This is a genomic window from Kribbella sp. NBC_01510 (genome assembly GCF_045040325.1).
In the GTDB taxonomy this organism is placed as follows: Bacteria; Actinomycetota; Actinomycetes; order Propionibacteriales; family Kribbellaceae; genus Kribbella.
Genome location: NZ_CP109418.1, coordinates 8,742,060 through 8,761,377 on the forward strand (window position 1 = coordinate 8,742,060; position 19,318 = coordinate 8,761,377).

Sequence of the window (19,318 nt, forward strand, 5' to 3'; positions counted from 1 at the left end):
TCAGAACAGCGCGGCCATCAACCGCCGGCGCGCCTTGATCACCCGGTCGTCGTCGGCGCCGACCACGTCGAAGAGCTCGAGCAGATGCAGCCGGACGGTGTTCCGCTCGTCGCCCGCGGTCACCTGGATCGTGCTGATCAGCCGGTTGAACGCGTCGTCGATGTGCCCGCCCATCAGGTCGACGTCAGCGACCAGCATCTGCGCCTCGACGTCCGACGGGTCATCGGCCGCGCGAGTCCGCACCTCGGCCGGAACGTCCTGCGTCCGCTTGACCAACTGCACTCGCGCCAGCCCTGACTTCGCCTCGGCGTCGCCCGGCGTCTCCTTGAGCAGTTCTTCGTACGCCGCGATCGCGCCGTCCAGGTCACCCGCGCCGACCGCGTTCTCGGCCTTCTCGTACCGCGGGTTCGGCGGCGGCTCCTCCTCATCGTCGGACACAGCGTCCGCAGGCCCGACCGGATCGGCCCGGCCGGTGATGCCGTTCGCGACCGCCACGGTGAGCAGCTGGTCGAAGTACTGCCGCGCCTCCGGCTCCCCCACCGCACCCTGGAACAGTGGGACCACCTGACCGCGCAGTACGGCGATCACCAGCGGCACCGTCTGGACGCCGACCGCCTGGGCCAGCTGCGGGTTCGCGTCGATGTCGATCCGGGCCAGCAGGAACTTGCCGGCGTACTCGGTGGACAGCCGGGCCAGCACCGGGCCCAGGGCCATCGAAGCCTCCGAGCGCGGCGACCAGAACTCGACCACGACCGGCACCTGCAGAGACCGCTCGATCACATCGGCCTGGAAGGTCGGCTCGCTCACGTTCAGCGCGTACGACCCCGCGACACCACCGCCGCCGGCCGGCGCACCGGGACCGGCCGGACCGGCTGGGCCGCCCGGTCCGGCGGGCTTGCGCAGGGACGACAGATCGATCGCCCCGGGACGGGAGAAGTTCGACTGACTCACGACTGCCCTCGCATTCCGTTCACGTTCACAAGGTCCATCCTCTATGACAGTGCTCGCCACCGGAAATCCGTGCGACAGCTCCGGTGTCCAGGTGGGTGCATCGCAAGGCGGAGGGCGGGGCTCGATGCGGGGTTCATCGTGCCCTGCCCTCCAACGCAGCGAGGTGCCCACCTGGGCGCCGGAGATGGCGTGCGGAGGTCCGGTGGTGAGGACTTAGGCCGAACGGTGCTGCGGCCGGGTCGCCAGGAGGAGCCGAGCGAGGCCGCTGCGGGTGCCGGCGACGGCGATCCGGTCGCCCGGCCGGAGCACCCGCTCGTTGGCCGGCTTCCAGTCCCAGGTCGCCGCCGCGTCCTCCCGAGCCGGCGCCGCCGCGTTCTTCCGAGCCGGTGCCCCAGCGTCCTGCCGGGCCGACGATCCAGCGTCCTGCCGGGCGAGCACCCGCAGCCCACCCGCCTCGTCCAGCTCGCCCAGCCGCAGGCCGACGGCGACCGAGCCAGGCTCGACGGTGACCTCGGTAAGTAGCAGAACACGCCGACCGGCCGGGACCGTCACCTGACTGCGCCGGTTCGCCACCGCGGCCGCGATCGCCGGCGCGACCAGCATCGACACCGACCGGCTGTGCCCGAGCCCGAGCTGCCGCTCGACCCGCTGCGCCAGGTCGTGGTCGAACATCCGCATCGTGATCCGCGCGTCGGGGTTCAGATCGCGCACCACCATCGCCGACTCCAGGTTGGTGATGTCGCCGTCGGTGATCGCGAGGACCGACTGGCACCGCTGTACGCCGGCCGACCGCAAGGTCTCCTCGTTGCTGCTGTCACCGATCACCACCGGGATCCGCAGCCGATGCGCGGTCTGTACGCCGGGGGCGTCGTCGTCCTGCTCGACGCCGACCACCGCGACCCCGCGCTCGGCCAGGATCTCCAGCACCCGGGCGCCGACCGTACCGAGGCCGCAGACGACCACATGGTTACGCGGCCGCCCCCGCACCCCGCCGATCACCCGCGACAACCGGGCACCGATCAGTGAGTCGACGATCACAGCGGTCAGCAGCGCCATCAGCAGGATGCCGGTCAGCTGCACCAAGACGGCCGCCACCTTTGCCCATGGAGCCGCATCGGAGAACGTGTTGTCCTCGATGCCTGCCGACGTCACCGCGCCGGCCGCCAGGTAGAGGGCCCGCAACCACTCGACCCTCGCGATGAAATGCGTGAGCACCGTGCCACCGAGGACGAGGATGGCCATCACCGCGGCGATCCGCCGGACCCGCCGGTCGAAGATGTCGCGGACTCCCATCAGCCAGCCGGCCCGCCGGACATCCTTGGTCCGCCACACGGACCGTACGCCGGTGCCGAGCACGATGTCGCCCTCCGGGTCGGAGGTGGACAGCGGCAGCAGCTCGGGCGTCGCCGACGAGGTGGTGTCGGCCAGCACGGTCAGATGCGGTGCCCGGATCAGGTCGGCCTGACCGGCGACCAGCCGCCGGCCGCCGATCTCGAGCCAGGTGAGCTCGTCGTCCTCCAGCGCGTCCGAGACGAACGCCGGTGCGGCCAGCGACGGCCCCGAGATCACCACGCAGTCGCCCAGCAGACTGTGCAACTGCTTACCCAGCCGCGGGTTGATCATCTGGACGATGATGCGCAATTCGGGATCCATCTCGCGCGCGGTCAGTGCGGTGTGGACGTTGTGGACGTCGTCGGTGTCCAGCAGCACGAGGGCTCGTGCGGTCGACGAGTTCCCGTCGTTCGCGTCGATCCCGGCGCGGCGGAGCAGTCCCTCGCTCACGACCCGGACGCCCATCACCTGCGCACCCAGCTCGCTGATCCGGTCGTAGTGCCGCGAGGCCGGGTTCACGATCGCGGTCACTCGCTCGCCCGAACTCACCAGCTCCGTGACAACCCGCAGCATGGTGCGGTCCGAACCACACACGACCACGCTGCGCCCGTCGAGTGGACCGATCGCGGCCTGGGCGACCGCCTCGATGGTTGGGGCCGGCAGTTCCTCAGAATCGGGCGGGCTCTCGGTACTCCCCCCACTCGTCCCGAAGAACGTGACAGATTTCCCCCATCGTGGCCTCCGCACGCGCTGCCTCCAGCATGGGCTCGATCAGGTTGCCAGTACCCCTGGCCGCCTCCACCAGAGCCGTTAGCGTACGGCGTACCCGGTCCTCGTCGCGGTGGGCCTTGCGCGCCGCGAGCACCCGGCACTGTTCGACCTCGACCTCGTGGGAGACCCGGAGGATCTCCAGCTCGCCGGAAACCGTATCGGTCAGCGTGTTCACGCCGACGATCTTCTTCTCGCCCTTCTCCAGCTTCTGCTGGTACTCGAACGCGGCGTCGGCGATCTCGGCCATGAACCAGCCGTCCTCGATGCCGCGCAGGATGCCGCCGGTCATCGTCTCGTCCGGGCTCATCTCCTTGATCCGGGCGAAGATCTCCTCGGCCTCCGCCTCGATCCTGTCGGTGAGCTCCTCGACGTACCAGGAACCGCCGAGCGGGTCGGCGACGTTGGTGACCCCGACTTCCTCCATCAGCACCGACTGCGTGCGCAGGGCGATCTCGGCCGACTCCTCACTCGGCAGCGCGAGCGTCTCGTCGAGCGCGTTGGTGTGCAGCGAGTTGGTCCCACCGAGGATCGCGGCCAGCGCTTCGACCGCCGTGCGTACGACGTTGTTGTACGGCTGCTGCGCCGTCAACGACACCCCGGCCGTCTGCGTGTGGAACCGCAGCCACTGCGCCTTGTCCGTCTTCGCGCCGTACACATCGCGCAGCCAGCGGGCCCAGATCCGCCGCGCCGCGCGGAACTTGGCGATCTCCTCGAAGAAGTCCAGGTGACTGTCGAAGAAGAACGACAGGCCGGGCGCGAACACGTCGACGTCGAGACCGCGGGACAACCCGAGCTCGACGTACCCGAAGCCGTCGGCGAGTGTGTAGGCCAATTCCTGTCCGGCCGTCGAGCCGGCCTCGCGGATGTGGTAGCCGGAGACGCTGAGCGGCTTGTAGTCCGGGATGGTCGACGCGCAGTACTCCATCAGGTCGCCGATCAGGCGCAGGTGCGGCTCCGGCGGGAACAGCCACTCCTTCTGCGCGATGTACTCCTTGAAGATGTCGGTCTGCAGCGTCCCGTTGAGCTTGCTGATGTCGGCGCCCTGCCGCTCGGCCGCGACCAGATACATCACGAATGCAGGTACGGCGGGACCGGAGATCGTCATCGACGTCGTGACGTCCTGCAGCGGGATGTCCTTGAACAGCCGGTCCATGTCCGCGGCCGAGTCGATCGCGACGCCGCAGTGGCCGACCTCGCCGAGCGACTTCGGCTCGTCGGAGTCGCGGCCCATCAGCGTCGGCATGTCGAACGCGACCGACAGGCCGCCGCCACCGCCGTTCAGGATCATCTTGTACCGCTCGTTGGTCTGCTCGGCGTTGCCGAAGCCGGCGAACTGGCGGATCGTCCAGGCCCGGCCGCGATACCCGGTCGGGTACAGACCGCGGGTGAACGGGAACTCGCCGGGCCACCCGATCCGCTCCATCCGCGGGTCGGCGACGCCGTCGGGAGGCCCGTAGACCGGCTCGACCTCGGTGCCGGACAGCGTGGTGAAGTCCGCCTCCCGCTTTCGTGCCGCGTCGTACCGCTGCTGCCACCGGCTCCGGCCGGCGGCAATCTGCTCGGCATCCATCAGTCAGACCTCCTCGGGGACTGGTTCCCAAAATACTAGGACGTCCAACTATTTCCAACTGGTACCGGACCGCCAGGCCATCACAATCGCGCCGCGGCGGCCGAGCGCCGCGTGGCGGGGCGCTAAGCAACTCGTTGTGATGGCGTGGGGATCCGGGACTCGCTCGTCAGGTGAAGTCGCCGGCGTTGTGGCGGAGGGGTTCGAGGACGGACCAGAGCATCCCGAGTTGCTCGTCGGTCAGGCCGGACAGGGCGAAGTCGGCAGCGACCAGATCAGCGGTGGCGCGCTCGACCAGCTCACGCCCCTCGGGCGTGATCTCGCACAGCACGGCGCGGCCGTCGTCCGGGTGCGGCGTCCTGGTCACCAGTCCGGCCGCCTCCAGCCGCCGTACGATCGAGGTCACCGAGGTGGGATGGACCTGCAGCCGCTCCCCCATCTTCCCCAGCGGCAGCGATCCGCGCCGGGAGAACGTGAGCAGCACGAGCGCCTCGAACCGCGCGAACGTCAACCCGTGCTTGCGCAGAATCTCGTCCAGCTCGCCGATGACGATCTGCTGGGCCCGCATCAGCGACGTCACGGCCCGCATCTGCTCGACGGCCCCCCACCGCCGCCCCCACTGCCGCGATGCCTCCTCGATCGGATCGAACGGCAACGCCCTCTTCCTCGCCATGAGCCGAAGGTTAGCTGGAGACTAGGCACATCATGGCGACCCTCAGAGATTCGGACTTCCCGGCGCTGGGCACCGACGCGCCCGCGGAAGAGCTGATCACCCTCCGCTTTCGCTGGTATCACCGGCAGGCCAACCGCGCCCGCATCGCCTACCGCGGGCTCGGCACCGTCCAGCTCGTCGCGGCCCTGTTCATCGCGATCTCGGCCGCGATCAACACCCCCACCTGGTTGGCTCCCGCGCTCGGCGGCGTGATCGCGCTGGCGGAGGGAATCCGCACCCTGTTCGGGTTCAAGGACTCCTATCCGACCTATCGCCGAACCGCCGAAGACCTGCGCAACGAGGCGTGGCTCTACGTCCAGCGCGCCGGCCGGTACGCGACCGCCGCCGAGCCGAGCAAGCTGCTGACCGAGCGGGTCGTCGAGATCAGTCATACCGAGACGGAGGACTGGGAGGCCGCGCTCAAGCAGCGCAGTGTCTGAAACTGTCTACGGGATCTGGCAGGGTCTGGGCATGACTTTGTCAGCGGAGATTTACCTGGCGCACGTTCGGGCTGAGTCGGCGCGGTTGGGTGAGGTTGCGCGGATGGGGCTTGATGCCGCCGTGCCGAGTTGTCCGGGCTGGACGGTCGAGTCGGTGCTGCGGCATGTGGCGCAGGTCTACGTGCACAAGGTCGAGGTGCTGCGGCTGGGGGCGCGGCCGGAGGACTGGCCGCCGGACTTCAGCGGGCGGGAGACGTTCGAGTGGTACGACGAGGCTCGAGCGGCGATCGTCGACGCGTTGGAGAAGGCGGGCACCGGGCTCGAGACGTGGACGTTCAACCCGCGCGACACCACCTCCGGGTTCTGGTACCGGCGGATGGCGTTCGAGAGCGTGGTGCACCGGATCGACGTCGAGCAGGCGCACGCGGTCGTCACGCCGATCGACGCCGAGTTGGCGCTCGACGGTATCGACGAGCTGCTCTATCCGAACCTGGCCGGCCCGTGGTGGGAGGAAGGCGACACAGCCCACCCGATCGACGCGACCGTGCGCATCACCGCCACCGGGCGCTCCTGGACGATCCGCGCGGACAGCATGAGCGTCGAGATCCGTCAGGGAGCCGAGGGCGACGCGGACGCCGAGATCTTCGGGGAGCCGATGCCGGTCTACCTCTGGCTCTGGGGTCGCGTCGCCGACGACGCCATCCAGACCGCCGGCGACGAGGACGTCGTACGGGCGTTCCGGGGACGGCTCAAGGAAGCCACCGGCTGATGTCCTCCGCGGGTCTGCCTGTTCGTTCCTTTCCTGAGGGACCACAGTGGTCTCAGCAGAAGGAGGATTCCGATGCCGCAGTACCTTGCACTGACCTACACCGCGGACGTGGACTGGTGGGCGCCTGAGCAGGCGGACGAGCTGGCCGAGTACCGGCAGTTCGCCGTGGACAACGCCGCCCGGATCAAGGCGAGCGCCGTCCTGCACCCGACCTCGACGGCGACCGTCGTCCGGGTCGAGGGCGCCCGCGGCGGACCGGTGATCACGACCGACGGACCGTACGCCGAGACCAAGGAAGCACTGACCGGGTACTACCTGATCGACGCCGAGGACCTGGAGGAAGCGGTCGCGATCGCGGCCCAGCTCCCGGCGGCCTGGGGCGGCGCGGTCGAGGTCCGGCCGGTGATCCTGGCCAGGTAGTGGACCAGCGGTACGACGCGGTCGCCGAGACGATCCGGATCGAGGGGACCCGCATCCTCGCGACCCTGATCCGGACCGTCGGTGACGTCCAGCTCGCCGAGGACGCCGTCCAGGAGGCGACTCTGGCGGCGCTGGGCGCCTGGCCGGTCACCGGCGTACCGCCCGAGCCGCGCGCCTGGCTGACCGTGACGGCCCGCCGGAAGGCGATCGACATCATCCGCCGCGAGCAGGCCCGGGCCGGTAAGGAGCGGGACGGCTCGGAGCTGATCGAGCTCACGACGACCAAGGAACTCGAGGCCGACGAAGTGGTGCAGGACGATCTGCTGCGGTTGATCTTCACTTGCTGCCATCCCGCGCTCTCACCGCCGACCCGGGTCGCGCTCGCGCTCCGCACGCTGTGTGGCCTGTCGTCCGCCCAGATCGCCGGCGTACTCCTGACTACTGAGGTCGCCACGACCAAGCGGCTGACCCGTGCACGGCAGAAGATCGCCGCCGCCCGCATCCCGTACCGCGTACCGACCGAGGCGGAGCTCCCCGACCGCCTCCCAGCCGTGTGCGCGGTGATCCACAGCCTCTACACCGCGGGCCACGCCCCCGTCGAGGGCGAGGCGGCGTACGACGTGGACGTCTGTGCGGAGGCGATCCGGCTGGGCGAACTGCTGCACAGCCTGCTGCCCGATCAGCCGATGCCGTCCGCGGTGCTCGCGTTGCTGCTCCTGACCGAGGCACGCCGGCCGGCTCGCGTCGACGAGCACGGCGAGGTGGTCACGCTCGATCTGCAGGACCGTGGCCGCTGGGACGCGGACCTGATCGCTCGCGGGGTCGCCTTGCTCAACGACTCACTGCAGCGATCGAATCGGCAGGCCGATGCGTATCAACTGCAGGCCGCGATCGCCGCCGAGCACGACCGCGTCCCCAGCTACACCGCGACGGATTGGCGCGAGATCCAGCGCCTGTACGGACTGCTCATCGAGATCGCGCCCAGCCCGGCGGCACAGCTGGGCCAGGTTGTCGCGACGGCCGAGACCGGCGACATCACGTCAGCCTTGGCGCAACTGGACGCCGTACCGCGAAGTCCTCGTTGGCATGCGATCCGCGGCGAACTGCTGGCCCGGCAGGGACGGTACGCCGAGGCAGTCCCGGAACTGGATGAGGCCCTGGCGAGCGCCCCGGCCAATCACCCAGAACGTGCGCATCGGGAGCGCCGCCGCGCACTGTTCCGCCGGCACGCGGCCGAGCAGTCACGAGCAGCCGAGCACCCGCCGACCAGCTGAGCCGGCACGCAGCGGCTCAGTCGCTGTCGTCGGTCCAGTTGCCGCGTTCGCTGTTGAAGATCGACTTCGGGCCGGTGGGGGCCGGCGGCCGGGCGTGATGGGGCGGCGCGACCGTGGTGGTGACCTCCTGCGCCGAGTCCATCCCGATCGGGCCGGTACCGTCGTCGTCGGAGTCCTCGTCGCCTTCCAGCACGTCGACGCTCGCCGCGGCGCGCAGGCCGGTGCGCTGGATGACTCGCTGGATGGTCAGATCCCGGTCGTCCGGGCGGCTGACCCACCTGATCTCCCGGAAGCCCTGATCCTGCGCCGCCGACTCGAACACGAAGTGGCCGTAGCCGAGGATCCGGCCGATGCTCGGCTTCTTCAGGGTGATGTCGAGGACTCGCGCGATCGGGGTGGTCGCGATGCTCTGGGAGAAGACGCCACGGATCCGCATGACCCGCATGTTGGTGACCACGAACCGGTCCCGGTGATGGGTGAGGAATTGCCAGAAGGCATGCGACAGCAGCAACAGCACGATCACCAGCAGCACCTGAGTGCCGCCGATCGAGGTAGTCGCCAGCACCACCAGCAGGGTGGTCGCCAGCGCGACCTCGAGCATGGGGAACCCGTACACCACCCAGTGCTGCCGGACCTCGTCGATGACGACTTCGCCCTCGTCCGAGATCAGATGGCGCCGGACCTTCGGGTCGAAGATCCGGAACAGGCCTATTCCGGCCATCCACTCACTCCCTGTCAGCCCCGCTGTCGGCCCTGCCGCGTCCCTTACAGCCAAGTGTCCCGCACGATTGCTCGAAACGGGACACTCGAACCGCAGATCAGCTGAACAGCGCGCTCAGGAAGGTGATCACGCTGTCGAACGCGTTGCCGATGGCCGAGAACGCGCCTCCCACAGCGTTGGCGGCGTTCGTCGGCTGAGTGAACAGATAGAAGGCCGCAAAGGCGATGACCGACCACATCAACAGCTTCTTCGGCATGTCACCACTCCTCGTTCGCAACCACTCGATCGACTGTGTTTGTGTTGTATCACGGACCGTCACCAATTGTCACTGACTGAACACAGCCCACCGCACAATGCTCACCAGCTACAAGGTCCATTCTGTAACGGATTCGGGGCCATGGCACCCACCGGCGCGCCGCCGTGACACGGCGCATCATGACGCCCGCCGGAAAATGTGCGGCATTTGCCCGAATTCGGCACAACAACCGATGAACGAAAAGCGAAGACACATTGTGACACTCCGTGGTCGAGTGTTCCAACCGAGACCGGAATCACAGGGCCGCGATCAGCTCGTCGGCGGCACTGTACGGGTCGGTGTCCCCATCGGCCACCTTCGCCGCCAGCACGTCCAGCCGCGCGTCGCCGTGCAGGTGCGCGAACCGGGACCGCAACGCGGTCATCGCGATCGCCTCGATCTCGTCCCGGGCGCGACCCCGGCGCCGCTCGGTGAGGACCCCGTTCGCCTGCATCCAGCCGAGCCGGTCCTCGATCGCGGCCACCACCTCGGCGACCCCTTCGTTGCGCGAGGCAACCGTCTTCAGGATCGGCGGAGTCCAGGCGCCCTCGCCTCGTTCGGCCAGCGCGAGCATGGCCCGCAGATCCCGGGTCACGCTCTGCACGCCGTCGCGATCCGCCTTGTTCACCACGTAGATGTCGCCGACCTCGAGGATCCCGGCCTTGGCCGCCTGGATCCCGTCACCCATGCCCGGCGCGAGCAGGATGAGCGTCGTGTCGGCCATCCCGGCGATCTCCACCTCGGACTGCCCGACCCCGACCGTCTCCACCAGGACGACGTCGAACCCGGCCGCGTCCAGCACCCGCAGCGCCTGCGGCGTCGTCCACGCCAGCCCACCGAGATGCCCCCGCGACGCCATCGACCGGATGAACACCCCGGTGTCCGTCGCGTGGTCCTGCATCCGCACCCGGTCCCCCAGCAACGCTCCCCCGGAGAACGGCGACGACGGGTCCACCGCGAGTACGCCGACGCGCTTCCCGGTCTCGCGGTACGCCGAAACCAGCGCCGACGTCGACGTGGACTTGCCGACCCCCGGCGAGCCTGTGATACCGACGATGTGCGCGTTCCCGGCGTACGGCGACAGCGCCGCCATCACCTCACGCAGCAGCGGCGACTCGTCCTCGACCAGCGAGATCAGTCGGGCGACGGCCCGGGAGTCACCCTCCCGGGCACGCTCGACCAGCTCCGAGACCGGCGCGGTCCGGCGCGGCATCAGCTCTTCGGGACCCGGACGATGAGGGCGTCGCCCTGGCCGCCACCGCCACACAGCGCGGCCGCGCCGACGCCACCACCGCGCCGCTGCAGCTCGAGCGCGAGGTGCAGCACCAGGCGGGCGCCGGACATGCCGATCGGGTGGCCGAGCGCGATCGCGCCACCGTTGACGTTGACCTTGTCGATGTCGACCTGCAGCTCCCGCGCGGACGCGATACCGACCGCGGCGAACGCCTCGTTGATCTCGATGAGGTCCAGCGCGGTGGGCTCGATGCCCTCCTTGCCACAGGCCTTGACGATCGCGTTGGCCGGCTGGCTCTGCAGCGTCGAGTCCGGTCCGGCGACCGAACCGTGCGCGCCGATCTCGGCGAGCCAGCTCAGCCCGAGCTCCTCGGCCTTCGCCTTGCTCATCACGACGACGGCACACCCGCCGTCGGAGATCTGCGACGCCGAACCGGCCGTGATCGTGCCGTCCTTGCCGAATGCCGGCCGCAGCTTGGCCAGCGACTCCGCCGAGGTGTCACTGCGGACACCTTCGTCGCTGTCGACCACGATCGGGTCGCCCTTGCGCTGCGGCACCTCGACCGGGACGACCTCGTCGGCGAACACGCCGTTCTTCCACGCGGCGGCGGCCTGCTGGTGCGAGCGGGCGCTGAACTCGTCCTGCTCCTCGCGGGTCAGCTTCAGGCCGTCGTTGTTGGCCTGATCGGTCAGCGCACCCATGGCCTGGTCGGTGAACGCGTCCCACAACCCGTCGAACGCCATCGAGTCGACCAGCGGCACATCGCCGTACTTGAATCCCTCTCGGGACTTCGGCAGCAGGTGCGGCGCGTTCGTCATCGACTCCATCCCGCCGGCCACGACGACGTCGTACTCGCCGGCGCGGATGAGCTGATCCGCGAGCGCGATCGCGTTCAGGCCGGACAGGCAGACCTTGTTGATCGTGATGGCCGGGACGTTCATCGGGATGCCGCCCTTGACCGCGGCCTGCCGGGCGGCGATCTGACCGGCACCGGCCTGCAGCACCTGGCCCATGATCACGTACTCGACCTGGTCCGGTGCGACGCCGGCCTTCGCCAGGGCGCCCTTGATCGCGAACCCGCCGAGCTCGGCGCCGGTGAAGCCCTTCAGGCCGCCCAGCAGCCGCCCGATCGGGGTGCGTGCGCCGGCGACTATGACACTGGTGTGCTGTGAACTGCGGGTGGCGTCAGACATGTTGTCACGATACCTGCGACAGCACTGGTACGCCGCTGTCGATCAAGTCACACAGGTCGTGTCAGCTCGGCCACTTTCGATGGCCTCCCAGCACCGTCCTGGGCCAGGCTGACGTCATGGAAGCCCTCTTCGATGCGATCGACCACGTCGGGGTCGCGGTGGCCGACTTCGACGAAGCCGTCCGATACTACGCCGAGGTGTTCGGCATGACGGTCGCGCATGAGGAGATCAACAAGGAGCAGGGCGTTCGCGAGGCGATGCTGTCGGTCGGCGACTCGGGTTCGTCGATCCAGTTGCTGGCGCCGCTGTCGGACGCGTCGCCGATCGCGAAGTTCCTCCAGCAGCGCGGTCCGGGCATCCAGCAGCTCGCCTACCGGGTGCGCGACATCGAGGCCGTATCGGCGACCTTGCGCGAACGCGGCGCCCAGCTGCTGTACGACGTTCCGAAGCGCGGCACGGGTGGGTCGCGGGTGAACTTCATCCACCCGAAGTCGGCCGGCGGAGTCCTGGTCGAACTCGTGGAGCCACCGGCTTCGAACAGGGGGTGACGGCACGCGCCGACACACCGCTGAGTCACCCGGAGCGGACTACGCTGTTCGGGTGCTGAAGGACAGCGCCACCGACTCCTTGCGCGGTGCGCCGGCCGGGTTCCAGCACGACGCCTTCGTCTACGCGTCTGACGAGGAGTTCGTGCGACTCGCGGTGCCGTTCGTGCAAGACGGTCTGGCGGCGGGGGAATCGATCGTGGCTGTGCTGCCGCCCGAGCAGACCGCGCTGCTGCGCGACGGCCTCGGCGCGGCCCGCGATCAGGTGGCTTTCATCGACATGACTGTTGCCGGAGGCAACCCAGCCCGGCTGATCCCGCTCTGGCGCGACGCGCTCGAGCAGCACTCCGCCCGCCCGCTGCGCGGCCTGGGTGAGCCGGCCTACGTCGGCCGGAGCGCGCCCGAGTACGACGAGGCGCTGCTGCACGAGGCGCTGCTGGACATCGCGTTCGCGGACGCCCGGTCGTTCCGGCTGCGCTGCCCCTACGATGCATCCGTCGGTATCGACCCGACCGCCACCCACTCCGGCGCGGAAGCCCTTGCGGAGAAGACATTCCGTACGGCGCTGAGCGACGTACCGGATCGGGCCGAGCGGCGGAAGTTCGGGCTGGCCGACCTCGGTCAGGTGCGGCAATGGGTCAACGCGCTGGCGACGTCGTACGGTGTTTCAGGGGGCCGGCTCGACGACCTGGAGCTGGCGTTGCACGAAGTCTGCACGAACAGCATCCGGTTCGGCGGTGGTAGCGGGACGCTGTCCGTGTGGATCGCGGAGGGCACGCTGATCTGCGACGTGGCCGACTGCGGCCGGATCGACGACCTCCTGGTCGGCCGCGTGCTGCCGCCGCTCGACGGGCTCGGCGGCCGCGGCGTCTGGCTGGCGAACCAGCTCTGCGATCTGGTCCAGCTGCGGTCCGGGGACGACTTCACCCAGGTGCGGCTGCACACTCGCCTGCGGTGATAAGACCACTGACAACGGTGGACTGCAAAAGTGACGGTCGTCTCACCCGCCGCCGGCTGTGTTACAGGGCACAGCCAGACGTGCATACTCAGCGGTAAGTTCCGCTCACACTGACCGCCGCTGCAGGAGGTACGACGTGAAGCAGATCCTCGACGCGATCCTCGCCGGTGACACCGCGGCCGTCGGCGAGCTCGACGTACCGGACCATTACCGCGGCATCACCGTCCACGCCGACGAGGCGGGCATGTTCGAGGGCCTGGACAGCAAGGACAAGGATCCGCGCAAGAGCCTGCATCTCAACGACGTGCCGACACCCGAGCTCGGACCGGGCGAGGCGCTGGTCGCGGTGATGGCGAGCGCGATCAACTACAACACGGTCTGGACGTCGATCTTCGAGCCGGTGTCGACATTCTCCTTCCTGAAGCGGTACGGGAAGTTGTCGCCGCTGACCGCCCGCCACGACCTGCCCTACCACGTCGTCGGCTCCGACCTGGCCGGCGTCGTCCTGCGCACCGGTCCGGGCGTGAACGCCTGGAAGCCCGGCGACGAGGTGGTCGCCCACTGCCTGTCGGTGGAGCTGGAGTCCCCGGACGGGCACAACGACACGATGCTCGACTCCGAGCAGCGGATCTGGGGTTTCGAGACGAACTTCGGCGGCCTCGCCGAGATCGCGCTGGTGAAGTCGAACCAGTTGATGCCGAAGCCGGCCCACCTGACCTGGGAGGAGGCCGCCTCTCCAGGGTTGGTGAACAGTACGGCGTACCGGCAGCTCGTCTCGGCCAACGGCGCGAACATGAAGCAGGGCGACGTCGTCCTGATCTGGGGTGCGTCCGGTGGACTGGGTTCCTACGCGACCCAGTTCGCGCTGAACGGCGGGGCGATCCCGGTGTGCGTGGTGTCGTCGCCGGAGAAGGCGGAGATCTGCCGCGCCATGGGGGCGTCGTTGATCATCGACCGGTCCGCCGAGGGATATCGGTTCTGGAAGGACCCGGTGACCCAGGATCAGAAGGAATGGAAGCGGTTCGGGGCACGGATCCGCGAGCTGACCGGTGGGGACGACCCCGACATCGTGTTCGAGCACCCGGGGCGGGAGACGTTCGGGGCGTCGGTGTACGTCGCCCGGCGCGGCGGGACGATCGTGACGTGTGCGTCGACATCGGGGTTCATGCACGAGTACGACAACCGCTACCTGTGGATGAACCTGAAGCGGATCATCGGCTCGCACTTCGCCAACTACCGCGAGGCCTGGGAGGCGAACCGGCTGATTGCCAAGGGCATGGTTCATCCGACCGTCAGCCGGGTCTACCCGCTCGAGGAGACCGCCCAGGCCGCGTACGACGTCCACCGCAACCTGCATCAGGGCAAGGTCGGCGTGCTGACACTGGCGCCGGCCGAAGGTCTCGGGGTTCGGGACCGGGAACTGCGGGCACAGCATGAGGAAGCGATCAATCGCTTCCGCGACAGGTAGTTTGCCAAGAGCTGCGCCGCCGGTTCCGCACTGGGCCGATTGGGCGGTTACACCCGGGTTCTGACAGGCTTAAGGTGGGGGATTCACGCTGAGCCGCCAGAAGGGAATCTCGGGAAAATGCCTGACGAGTCGAGCCTGCCATTCTTCGACCGTACGGCGACCGCGGCCGGGGGCTTCCCGGTCAGTCGCCGTGGGTACGACAAGCAGGCGGTGGACGACTACGTCCGCGCGTTGGAAATGCAACTCGCCGAGGCACGTAATCGCGCCGACGAGCTCCAAGGAAGCGTGGCGCCGATGCAGCGCCAGCTCGACGAGACCCGGCGTCAACTCGACGCCAGTGCGAACCCGTCGTACGCCGGACTCGGCGACCGGGCCGCGCAGATCCTCCGGCTCGCCCAGGACCAGGCGTCCGAGGCGCTCGAGGAGGCCCGCCGCGAGGCCGACGAGCTGCGCACCAACTCCGCCAAGGAGGCGGCCGCCACCCGCGCGACCGGTGAACGTGAGGCCGAGGACATCCGCACGGTCGCGCTGAACGAGGCCGACAGCGTGCGCCGGACCGCCGAGGGTGACGCCGCGGAGCTTCGCCGTACCGCCGAGACCGAGGCGTCCGAGGTGTTGCAGGCAGCGCGGCGCAAGGCCGAGCAGCTGCAGCTGACCGCGGAGTCGCAGTCGAGCACGCTGAAGAACGGCGCGCTGCACGAGGCGGAGAAGATCCGGACGGCGATCCAGCGCGAGTCCGCGGCGCTGCGGGCGCGGCTGGCCGACGAGCGCGAGCAGCAGGCCAAGGAGCTGGCCGACAAGCACCAGCAGATCGCGGCCGACACCGAGAACCTGACCACCCAGATGCGCGAGGCCGCGGAGGCGTCCGAGCGGCGGGTCGCGGAGGCGACCGAGCAGGCGCGCAAGATCCGCACCGAGGCCGAGGAGTCGGCCGAGCGGACCATCGCGCGGTCGCGGCGGGAGGCGGAGCAGTTGCTGACGACTGCCCGGACCCGCGCCGAGGCCGAGCTGGCGAATGCCGCGGACGAGGCGGAGCGGTCGCGTACGGTCGTCGCCCGGGAGACCGAGCGCCTGGCGAAGCGGCGCGACGGCATCCTCACCCAGATCGCCGGCCTAAACGAGATCGCCAGCAACATCGCCCGCCAGGCCGCCGAACTCGACTCCGAAACCGCCGCCCCGGCGTACGTGAACCCCTTCAGGCGCCCCCAGACCCCACCCACCGACGCCCTCAACAGCCCCACCACCCCCTTCGCCGGCCCGTCCCCCTCGCCGTCCCCCTTCACCGAGGCGCCGGCGGCAGACCCGGCGAGCTCCGCGGCGCCTACCGGATCCTCGGCCAGGCCGTTCCCTGAGTCGCCGGCTCCGACCGCCAGCCCGTTCGCCGGTGGCGCGGCGGGTGCCTCGTCGGACGACGAGGAAGATGAGGGACCGTTCACCGGAGCCAGCCCGTTCGTCGGGATCAGTGCGGGCGATGCGCGGGTCGACGAGACCCGGATCGACACCAGCCTGCGGGTCGATCCGAAGGACGCCGACGACCTCGCCAGCAAGACCGCCGGCGGTCCCGCTGAGCCCTCCGACTCCCCCACGTCCACCTCCTCCATCAAGTCCACCTCGGCCACCTCCACGTCCGCAGCCTCCAAGTCCGCGTCCTCGGCCACCGACTCCGCGGGCTCGGGTGACGACTCCGCGCTCTCGGGTGACGACGTCAAGCCGGCTGGCTCGGGCTCGGCGACCGGCTCGGGCTCGACGTCCGGCTCGGGCTCTGTGTCTGACTCGGGCTCTGGGGCATCGGGCTCGGCGCGGCCGCGTCGGTCCGGCTCCGGCTCTGCGCGGTCCGGCTCCGGTAGTGCGTCGTCTTCCGGGGCGTCCGCGTCGTCCTCGTCCCCGTCGTCCTCGTCCTCGGCGGCTTCGGCCACGGATGACGACGAGCCGGCGGACTCGACGCGGATCGACGAGTTGCGGCTGGATGACCTCGCGAACGAGCAGACTCGGGTGCAGGCGCGGCCGGACGGTTCGGCCGCCGACGACGAGAAGACCGACGAGGCCAAGGCAGGCTCGCGATCCCCGAAGGACAAGACGACGTGACGCCACCCGGCGACGACACCTCCACAGCGACCCCTGACCGGGACCTCACCGAGGCCGCCCGCGAAGCCGAGACCGCTGCCGCAGAGGCCCAAGCCGCCGCCGGCAAGAGTGAACACGCCGCCGAGCAGGCGGAGTCGTCAGCCGACAAGGCCGAGGATTCCGCCGATCTGGCCGAGGATTCCGCCGATCTGGCCGAGGATTCAGCCGACAAGGCGACAGTCGCCGCCAGCAAGGCGGACGACTCAGCGCAGGAGGCGACAGTCGCCGCGGGCACGGCGGACGAGTCGGCTGGTGCGGCTCGGGAGGCTGCGCGGCAGGCGGACGAATCGGCCGATGAAGCCGACCAGTCCGAGGACGACGCTGACGAGTCCGAGGAGCACGCGAAGAAGGCTGCCGACCGGGCCGAGCATGCGGAGGATGACGACTTCGCCGCGCAGTTGCTGATCGAGGAACGGCACCCGGATGTCGGCATGGGTCTGCCCGGGCCGTCGTTGCGGCGCTCGAACCCGTTCGTGTTCGGGTTCTTCGCGGCCCTCGGCGTACTGGCCGCCTGGGGACTGTGGAACGCGCTCGGCCATGCCCGCTCGGTGCTCATCCTGCTGCTGGTCTCGATGTTCATCGCCGTCGGCCTGAACCCGCTGGTCGAGTGGTTCATGCGCCGCGGCCTGCGGCGCGGTCTGTCGGTCGGCGTGGTGTTCCTGCTGATGATCCTCGCGGTCACCGGCGTCGGCTTCGCGATCGTCCCGGTCGTCAGCGACCAGATCAACAGCCTGATCAGGAACGCCCCCGACTGGCTCGACCTGCTGGAGAAGTCGAAGACGCTGAACGACCTCAACCAGCGTTACCACTACATCCAGAAGGCGCAGGAGTACATCCAGGACCCGGCGCTGGCCCAGCGCGCGTTCGGCGGCATCCTCGGCGTCGGCAAGGTCGTCGCGGGCGCACTGTTCAACACCTTCACGATCCTGATCCTGACCCTGTACTTCCTCGCGTCGCTCCCGTCGGTGAAGCGGGCGGCGTACAGCCTGGTCCCGCGCACCCGCAGGACCCGCGTGTCCATCCTCGGCGACGAGGTCCTGACCCGCGTCGGCGGCTATGTCAGCGGCCAGTTCGTGGTGGCGCTGTGCGCCGGCTTCTGCATGTTCGTCTTCCTGGAGATCGTCGGCCTGGGCCAGTACGCCGTGGCGCTGGCGATCGTGGTGATGGTCTGCGACTTCATCCCGATGGTCGGCGGCCTGATCGGCGTCGTGATCGTGTCCCTGATCGGCTTCACCACCGGTCTCTGGACCGGCGTCATCTGCCTCGCCTACGGCATCGTCTACCAGCAGATCGAGAACTACTTCGTGGCTCCCCGCATCATGCGCCGAGCCGTCGACATCCCCGGCGCGGTCACCGTCATCGCCGCGCTCCTTGGCGGCGCCCTCCTCGGCGTGGTCGGCGCCCTGCTCGCCATCCCGTCCGCCGCCGCGATCCTCTTGATCATCAGGGAAGTCTGGGTCCGCAAGGCCGACGATTCCTAGGACGATCGGGTGGACCAGCGGTCCTCGATGCGGCCGTAGCGCCAGACCAGCAGCGCGACGGCCCAGGTCGCGACGAACGCACCGGTGATGACGTAGCCGGCGTGGTTCAGGTCGAGGCGGCTGATGGCCGGCAGCGGTCCCGACCGGATGTCGAGCTGATCGGTCACGATGGACACGATCTCGATGGTGCCGATCACGAGCGCGACGGCCACGGACAACGCCGTGACGACGAGGTTGTAGAACGCCCGGCGTACCGGCTTGCTGACCGCCCAGCGATAGGCGAGGCTCATGAAGCAGCCGTCGATCGTGTCCAGCAGACTCATCCCGGCCGCGAACAGGATCGGCAGCACGAGTACGGCGTACCAGGGCAGGGCGAACGCCGCGGCTCCACCCGCGAGGACCAGCAGCGACACCTCGGTTGCGGTGTCGAAACCAAGGCCGAACAGCAGTCCGACCGGATACATGTGGCGCGGCTTGTGCACGGCCTTGGTCACTGGGCGGAGCAGCCGGTTGAGCAGACCACGGCGGTCGAGTTGCGCTTCGAGCTCCGCCTCGTCGTCGTACCCCTTCCGCATCCGGCGGACGACCGCCGCGATCCGCGCGAGTACGACGAAGTTGACCAGGCCGATCGCGACGAGGAAGACGCCGGACACCGCCGTACCGATCAAACCCATGGCCGACTGGAGTGTGGACGAGTCGTCCTCGACCTGACCGACCAGGGACCGCACACCGAAGGCGAGCAGCAGGCACAACCCGAAGACCACACTGGAGTGCCCGAGTGAGAACCAGAACCCGACGGATACCGGCCGCTGACCGGCCGCGGTCAGCCGGCGCGTCGTGTTGTCGATCGCCGCGATGTGGTCGGCGTCGAACGCATGCCGCATCCCCAGCGTGTACGCCGTGAGCCCGAGACCGACCCCGAATCCGCCGGACGCGCCGAGGCTGTAGTGCCCCGGCGCGACCAGCGCGACGAGCAGTCCCCATCCGGTCACGTGCAGCAGCAGGATGAAGGCTGCCATTGCCGCGATCGACCGGCGGGTGCTGCTCAAGGTGGCCTTCATCG

General features: G+C 69.3%; 18 protein-coding genes. 9 read left to right on the forward strand and 9 right to left on the reverse strand.

Translation table 11 applies throughout. The features are described 5' to 3' along the window. The 4 genes from OG558_RS42600 to OG558_RS42615 form a co-directional block, all read right to left on the reverse strand. Window positions 1-951: a tetratricopeptide repeat protein gene (locus OG558_RS42600; protein ID WP_405068108.1), complete on the reverse strand. Its 951-nt coding sequence runs from the start codon at window positions 949-951 to the stop codon at window positions 1-3. Window positions 952-1,164: 213 nt separating this feature from the next. After that, window positions 1,165-3,030, reverse strand: coding sequence for an NAD-binding protein (locus OG558_RS42605; protein WP_405068109.1), 1,866 nt, complete (start codon window positions 3,028-3,030; stop codon window positions 1,165-1,167). Beyond that, entirely contained in the window at window positions 2,951-4,624 is a 1,674-nt protein-coding gene (locus OG558_RS42610; RefSeq protein WP_405068110.1) for a methylmalonyl-CoA mutase, read from the reverse strand. Before OG558_RS42610 ends, OG558_RS42605 begins: the two co-directional genes overlap by 80 nt. Before the next feature lie 166 nt (window positions 4,625-4,790). Continuing rightward, window positions 4,791-5,294: a MarR family winged helix-turn-helix transcriptional regulator gene (locus OG558_RS42615; RefSeq protein ID WP_405068111.1), complete on the reverse strand. Its 504-nt coding sequence runs from the start codon at window positions 5,292-5,294 to the stop codon at window positions 4,791-4,793. Window positions 5,295-5,326: 32 nt separating this feature from the next. Here OG558_RS42615 and OG558_RS42620 point away from each other — a divergent pair, with 32 nt between their 5' ends. The 4 genes from OG558_RS42620 (at window position 5,327) to OG558_RS42635 (ending at window position 8,236) form a co-directional block, all read left to right on the forward strand. Then, window positions 5,327-5,773: a DUF4231 domain-containing protein gene (locus OG558_RS42620; RefSeq protein WP_405068112.1), complete on the forward strand. Its 447-nt coding sequence runs from the start codon at window positions 5,327-5,329 to the stop codon at window positions 5,771-5,773. Window positions 5,774-5,804: 31 nt separating this feature from the next. Further along, window positions 5,805-6,542 (forward strand): maleylpyruvate isomerase family mycothiol-dependent enzyme, encoded by a 738-nt coding sequence (locus OG558_RS42625; RefSeq protein WP_405068113.1) that lies wholly within the window; start codon window positions 5,805-5,807, stop codon window positions 6,540-6,542. Between the two features lie 72 nt (window positions 6,543-6,614). Then, entirely contained in the window at window positions 6,615-6,962 is a 348-nt protein-coding gene (locus OG558_RS42630; protein WP_329479941.1) for a YciI family protein, read from the forward strand. After that, window positions 6,962-8,236 carry an RNA polymerase sigma factor gene (locus tag OG558_RS42635; RefSeq protein WP_405068114.1) on the forward strand — a complete coding sequence of 425 codons (1,275 nt, stop codon included), beginning with the start codon at window positions 6,962-6,964 and terminating at the stop codon, window positions 8,234-8,236. Before OG558_RS42630 ends, OG558_RS42635 begins: the two co-directional genes overlap by 1 nt. 16 nt (window positions 8,237-8,252) lie before the next feature. On the opposite strand, the gene OG558_RS42640 is transcribed toward OG558_RS42635, so the two are convergent. The 4 genes from OG558_RS42640 to OG558_RS42655 form a co-directional block, all read right to left on the reverse strand. After that, on the reverse strand, window positions 8,253-8,957 hold the full coding sequence (locus tag OG558_RS42640; protein ID WP_405068115.1) for a PH domain-containing protein: 705 nt from the start codon (window positions 8,955-8,957) through the stop codon (window positions 8,253-8,255). 97 nt (window positions 8,958-9,054) lie between these two features. Beyond that, window positions 9,055-9,213, reverse strand: coding sequence for a hypothetical protein (locus OG558_RS42645; RefSeq protein WP_328519234.1), 159 nt, complete (start codon window positions 9,211-9,213; stop codon window positions 9,055-9,057). A gap of 295 nt (window positions 9,214-9,508) precedes the next feature. Beyond that, window positions 9,509-10,465 carry a methylmalonyl Co-A mutase-associated GTPase MeaB gene (gene meaB / locus OG558_RS42650; protein WP_329479947.1) on the reverse strand — a complete coding sequence of 319 codons (957 nt, stop codon included), beginning with the start codon at window positions 10,463-10,465 and terminating at the stop codon, window positions 9,509-9,511. Then, complete coding sequence (locus OG558_RS42655; protein WP_405068116.1) at window positions 10,465-11,679, reverse strand: acetyl-CoA C-acetyltransferase; 1,215 nt, start codon at window positions 11,677-11,679, stop codon at window positions 10,465-10,467. Before OG558_RS42655 ends, meaB begins: the two co-directional genes overlap by 1 nt. Before the next feature lie 116 nt (window positions 11,680-11,795). Here OG558_RS42655 and mce point away from each other — a divergent pair, with 116 nt between their 5' ends. The 5 genes from mce to OG558_RS42680 all read left to right on the forward strand — a co-directional run bounded on the left by mce (window position 11,796) and on the right by OG558_RS42680 (window position 18,255). Further along, window positions 11,796-12,227, forward strand: coding sequence for a methylmalonyl-CoA epimerase (gene mce / locus OG558_RS42660; RefSeq protein WP_405068117.1), 432 nt, complete (start codon window positions 11,796-11,798; stop codon window positions 12,225-12,227). Window positions 12,228-12,279: 52 nt separating this feature from the next. Continuing rightward, on the forward strand, window positions 12,280-13,182 hold the full coding sequence (locus tag OG558_RS42665; protein ID WP_405068118.1) for an anti-sigma factor RsbA family regulatory protein: 903 nt from the start codon (window positions 12,280-12,282) through the stop codon (window positions 13,180-13,182). A 136-nt stretch (window positions 13,183-13,318) separates the two neighbouring features. After that, complete coding sequence (ccrA, locus tag OG558_RS42670; RefSeq protein ID WP_405068119.1) at window positions 13,319-14,650, forward strand: crotonyl-CoA carboxylase/reductase; 1,332 nt, start codon at window positions 13,319-13,321, stop codon at window positions 14,648-14,650. A 117-nt stretch (window positions 14,651-14,767) separates the two neighbouring features. Further along, on the forward strand, window positions 14,768-16,735 hold the full coding sequence (locus OG558_RS42675; protein WP_405068120.1) for a transposase: 1,968 nt from the start codon (window positions 14,768-14,770) through the stop codon (window positions 16,733-16,735). Then, complete coding sequence (locus OG558_RS42680; protein WP_405068121.1) at window positions 16,732-18,255, forward strand: AI-2E family transporter; 1,524 nt, start codon at window positions 16,732-16,734, stop codon at window positions 18,253-18,255. The genes OG558_RS42675 and OG558_RS42680 overlap by 4 nt, the downstream gene beginning before the upstream one ends. On the opposite strand, the gene OG558_RS42685 is transcribed toward OG558_RS42680, so the two are convergent. Then, window positions 18,252-19,316, reverse strand: a complete 1,065-nt coding sequence (locus tag OG558_RS42685) for a HoxN/HupN/NixA family nickel/cobalt transporter (protein ID WP_405068122.1) — start codon at window positions 19,314-19,316, stop codon at window positions 18,252-18,254. The genes OG558_RS42680 and OG558_RS42685 overlap by 4 nt on opposite strands. Between the last annotated feature and the right edge of the window lie 2 nt (window positions 19,317-19,318).

Coding starts and splice junctions, on each gene's coding strand:
- OG558_RS42655 (WP_405068116.1), bottom strand. CDS start 11,679: ATGTCTGACGCCACCCGCAGTTCACAGCACACCAGTGTCATAGTCGCC.
- OG558_RS42625 (WP_405068113.1), top strand. CDS start 5,805: ATGACTTTGTCAGCGGAGATTTACCTGGCGCACGTTCGGGCTGAGTCG.
- OG558_RS42610 (WP_405068110.1), bottom strand. CDS start 4,624: ATGGATGCCGAGCAGATTGCCGCCGGCCGGAGCCGGTGGCAGCAGCGG.
- mce (WP_405068117.1), top strand. CDS start 11,796: ATGGAAGCCCTCTTCGATGCGATCGACCACGTCGGGGTCGCGGTGGCC.
- OG558_RS42685 (WP_405068122.1), bottom strand. CDS start 19,316: ATGAAGGCCACCTTGAGCAGCACCCGCCGGTCGATCGCGGCAATGGCA.
- OG558_RS42615 (WP_405068111.1), bottom strand. CDS start 5,294: ATGGCGAGGAAGAGGGCGTTGCCGTTCGATCCGATCGAGGAGGCATCG.
- OG558_RS42675 (WP_405068120.1), top strand. CDS start 14,768: ATGCCTGACGAGTCGAGCCTGCCATTCTTCGACCGTACGGCGACCGCG.
- meaB (WP_329479947.1), bottom strand. CDS start 10,465: ATGCCGCGCCGGACCGCGCCGGTCTCGGAGCTGGTCGAGCGTGCCCGG.
- OG558_RS42630 (WP_329479941.1), top strand. CDS start 6,615: ATGCCGCAGTACCTTGCACTGACCTACACCGCGGACGTGGACTGGTGG.
- OG558_RS42640 (WP_405068115.1), bottom strand. CDS start 8,957: ATGGCCGGAATAGGCCTGTTCCGGATCTTCGACCCGAAGGTCCGGCGC.
- OG558_RS42620 (WP_405068112.1), top strand. CDS start 5,327: ATGGCGACCCTCAGAGATTCGGACTTCCCGGCGCTGGGCACCGACGCG.
- OG558_RS42645 (WP_328519234.1), bottom strand. CDS start 9,213: ATGCCGAAGAAGCTGTTGATGTGGTCGGTCATCGCCTTTGCGGCCTTC.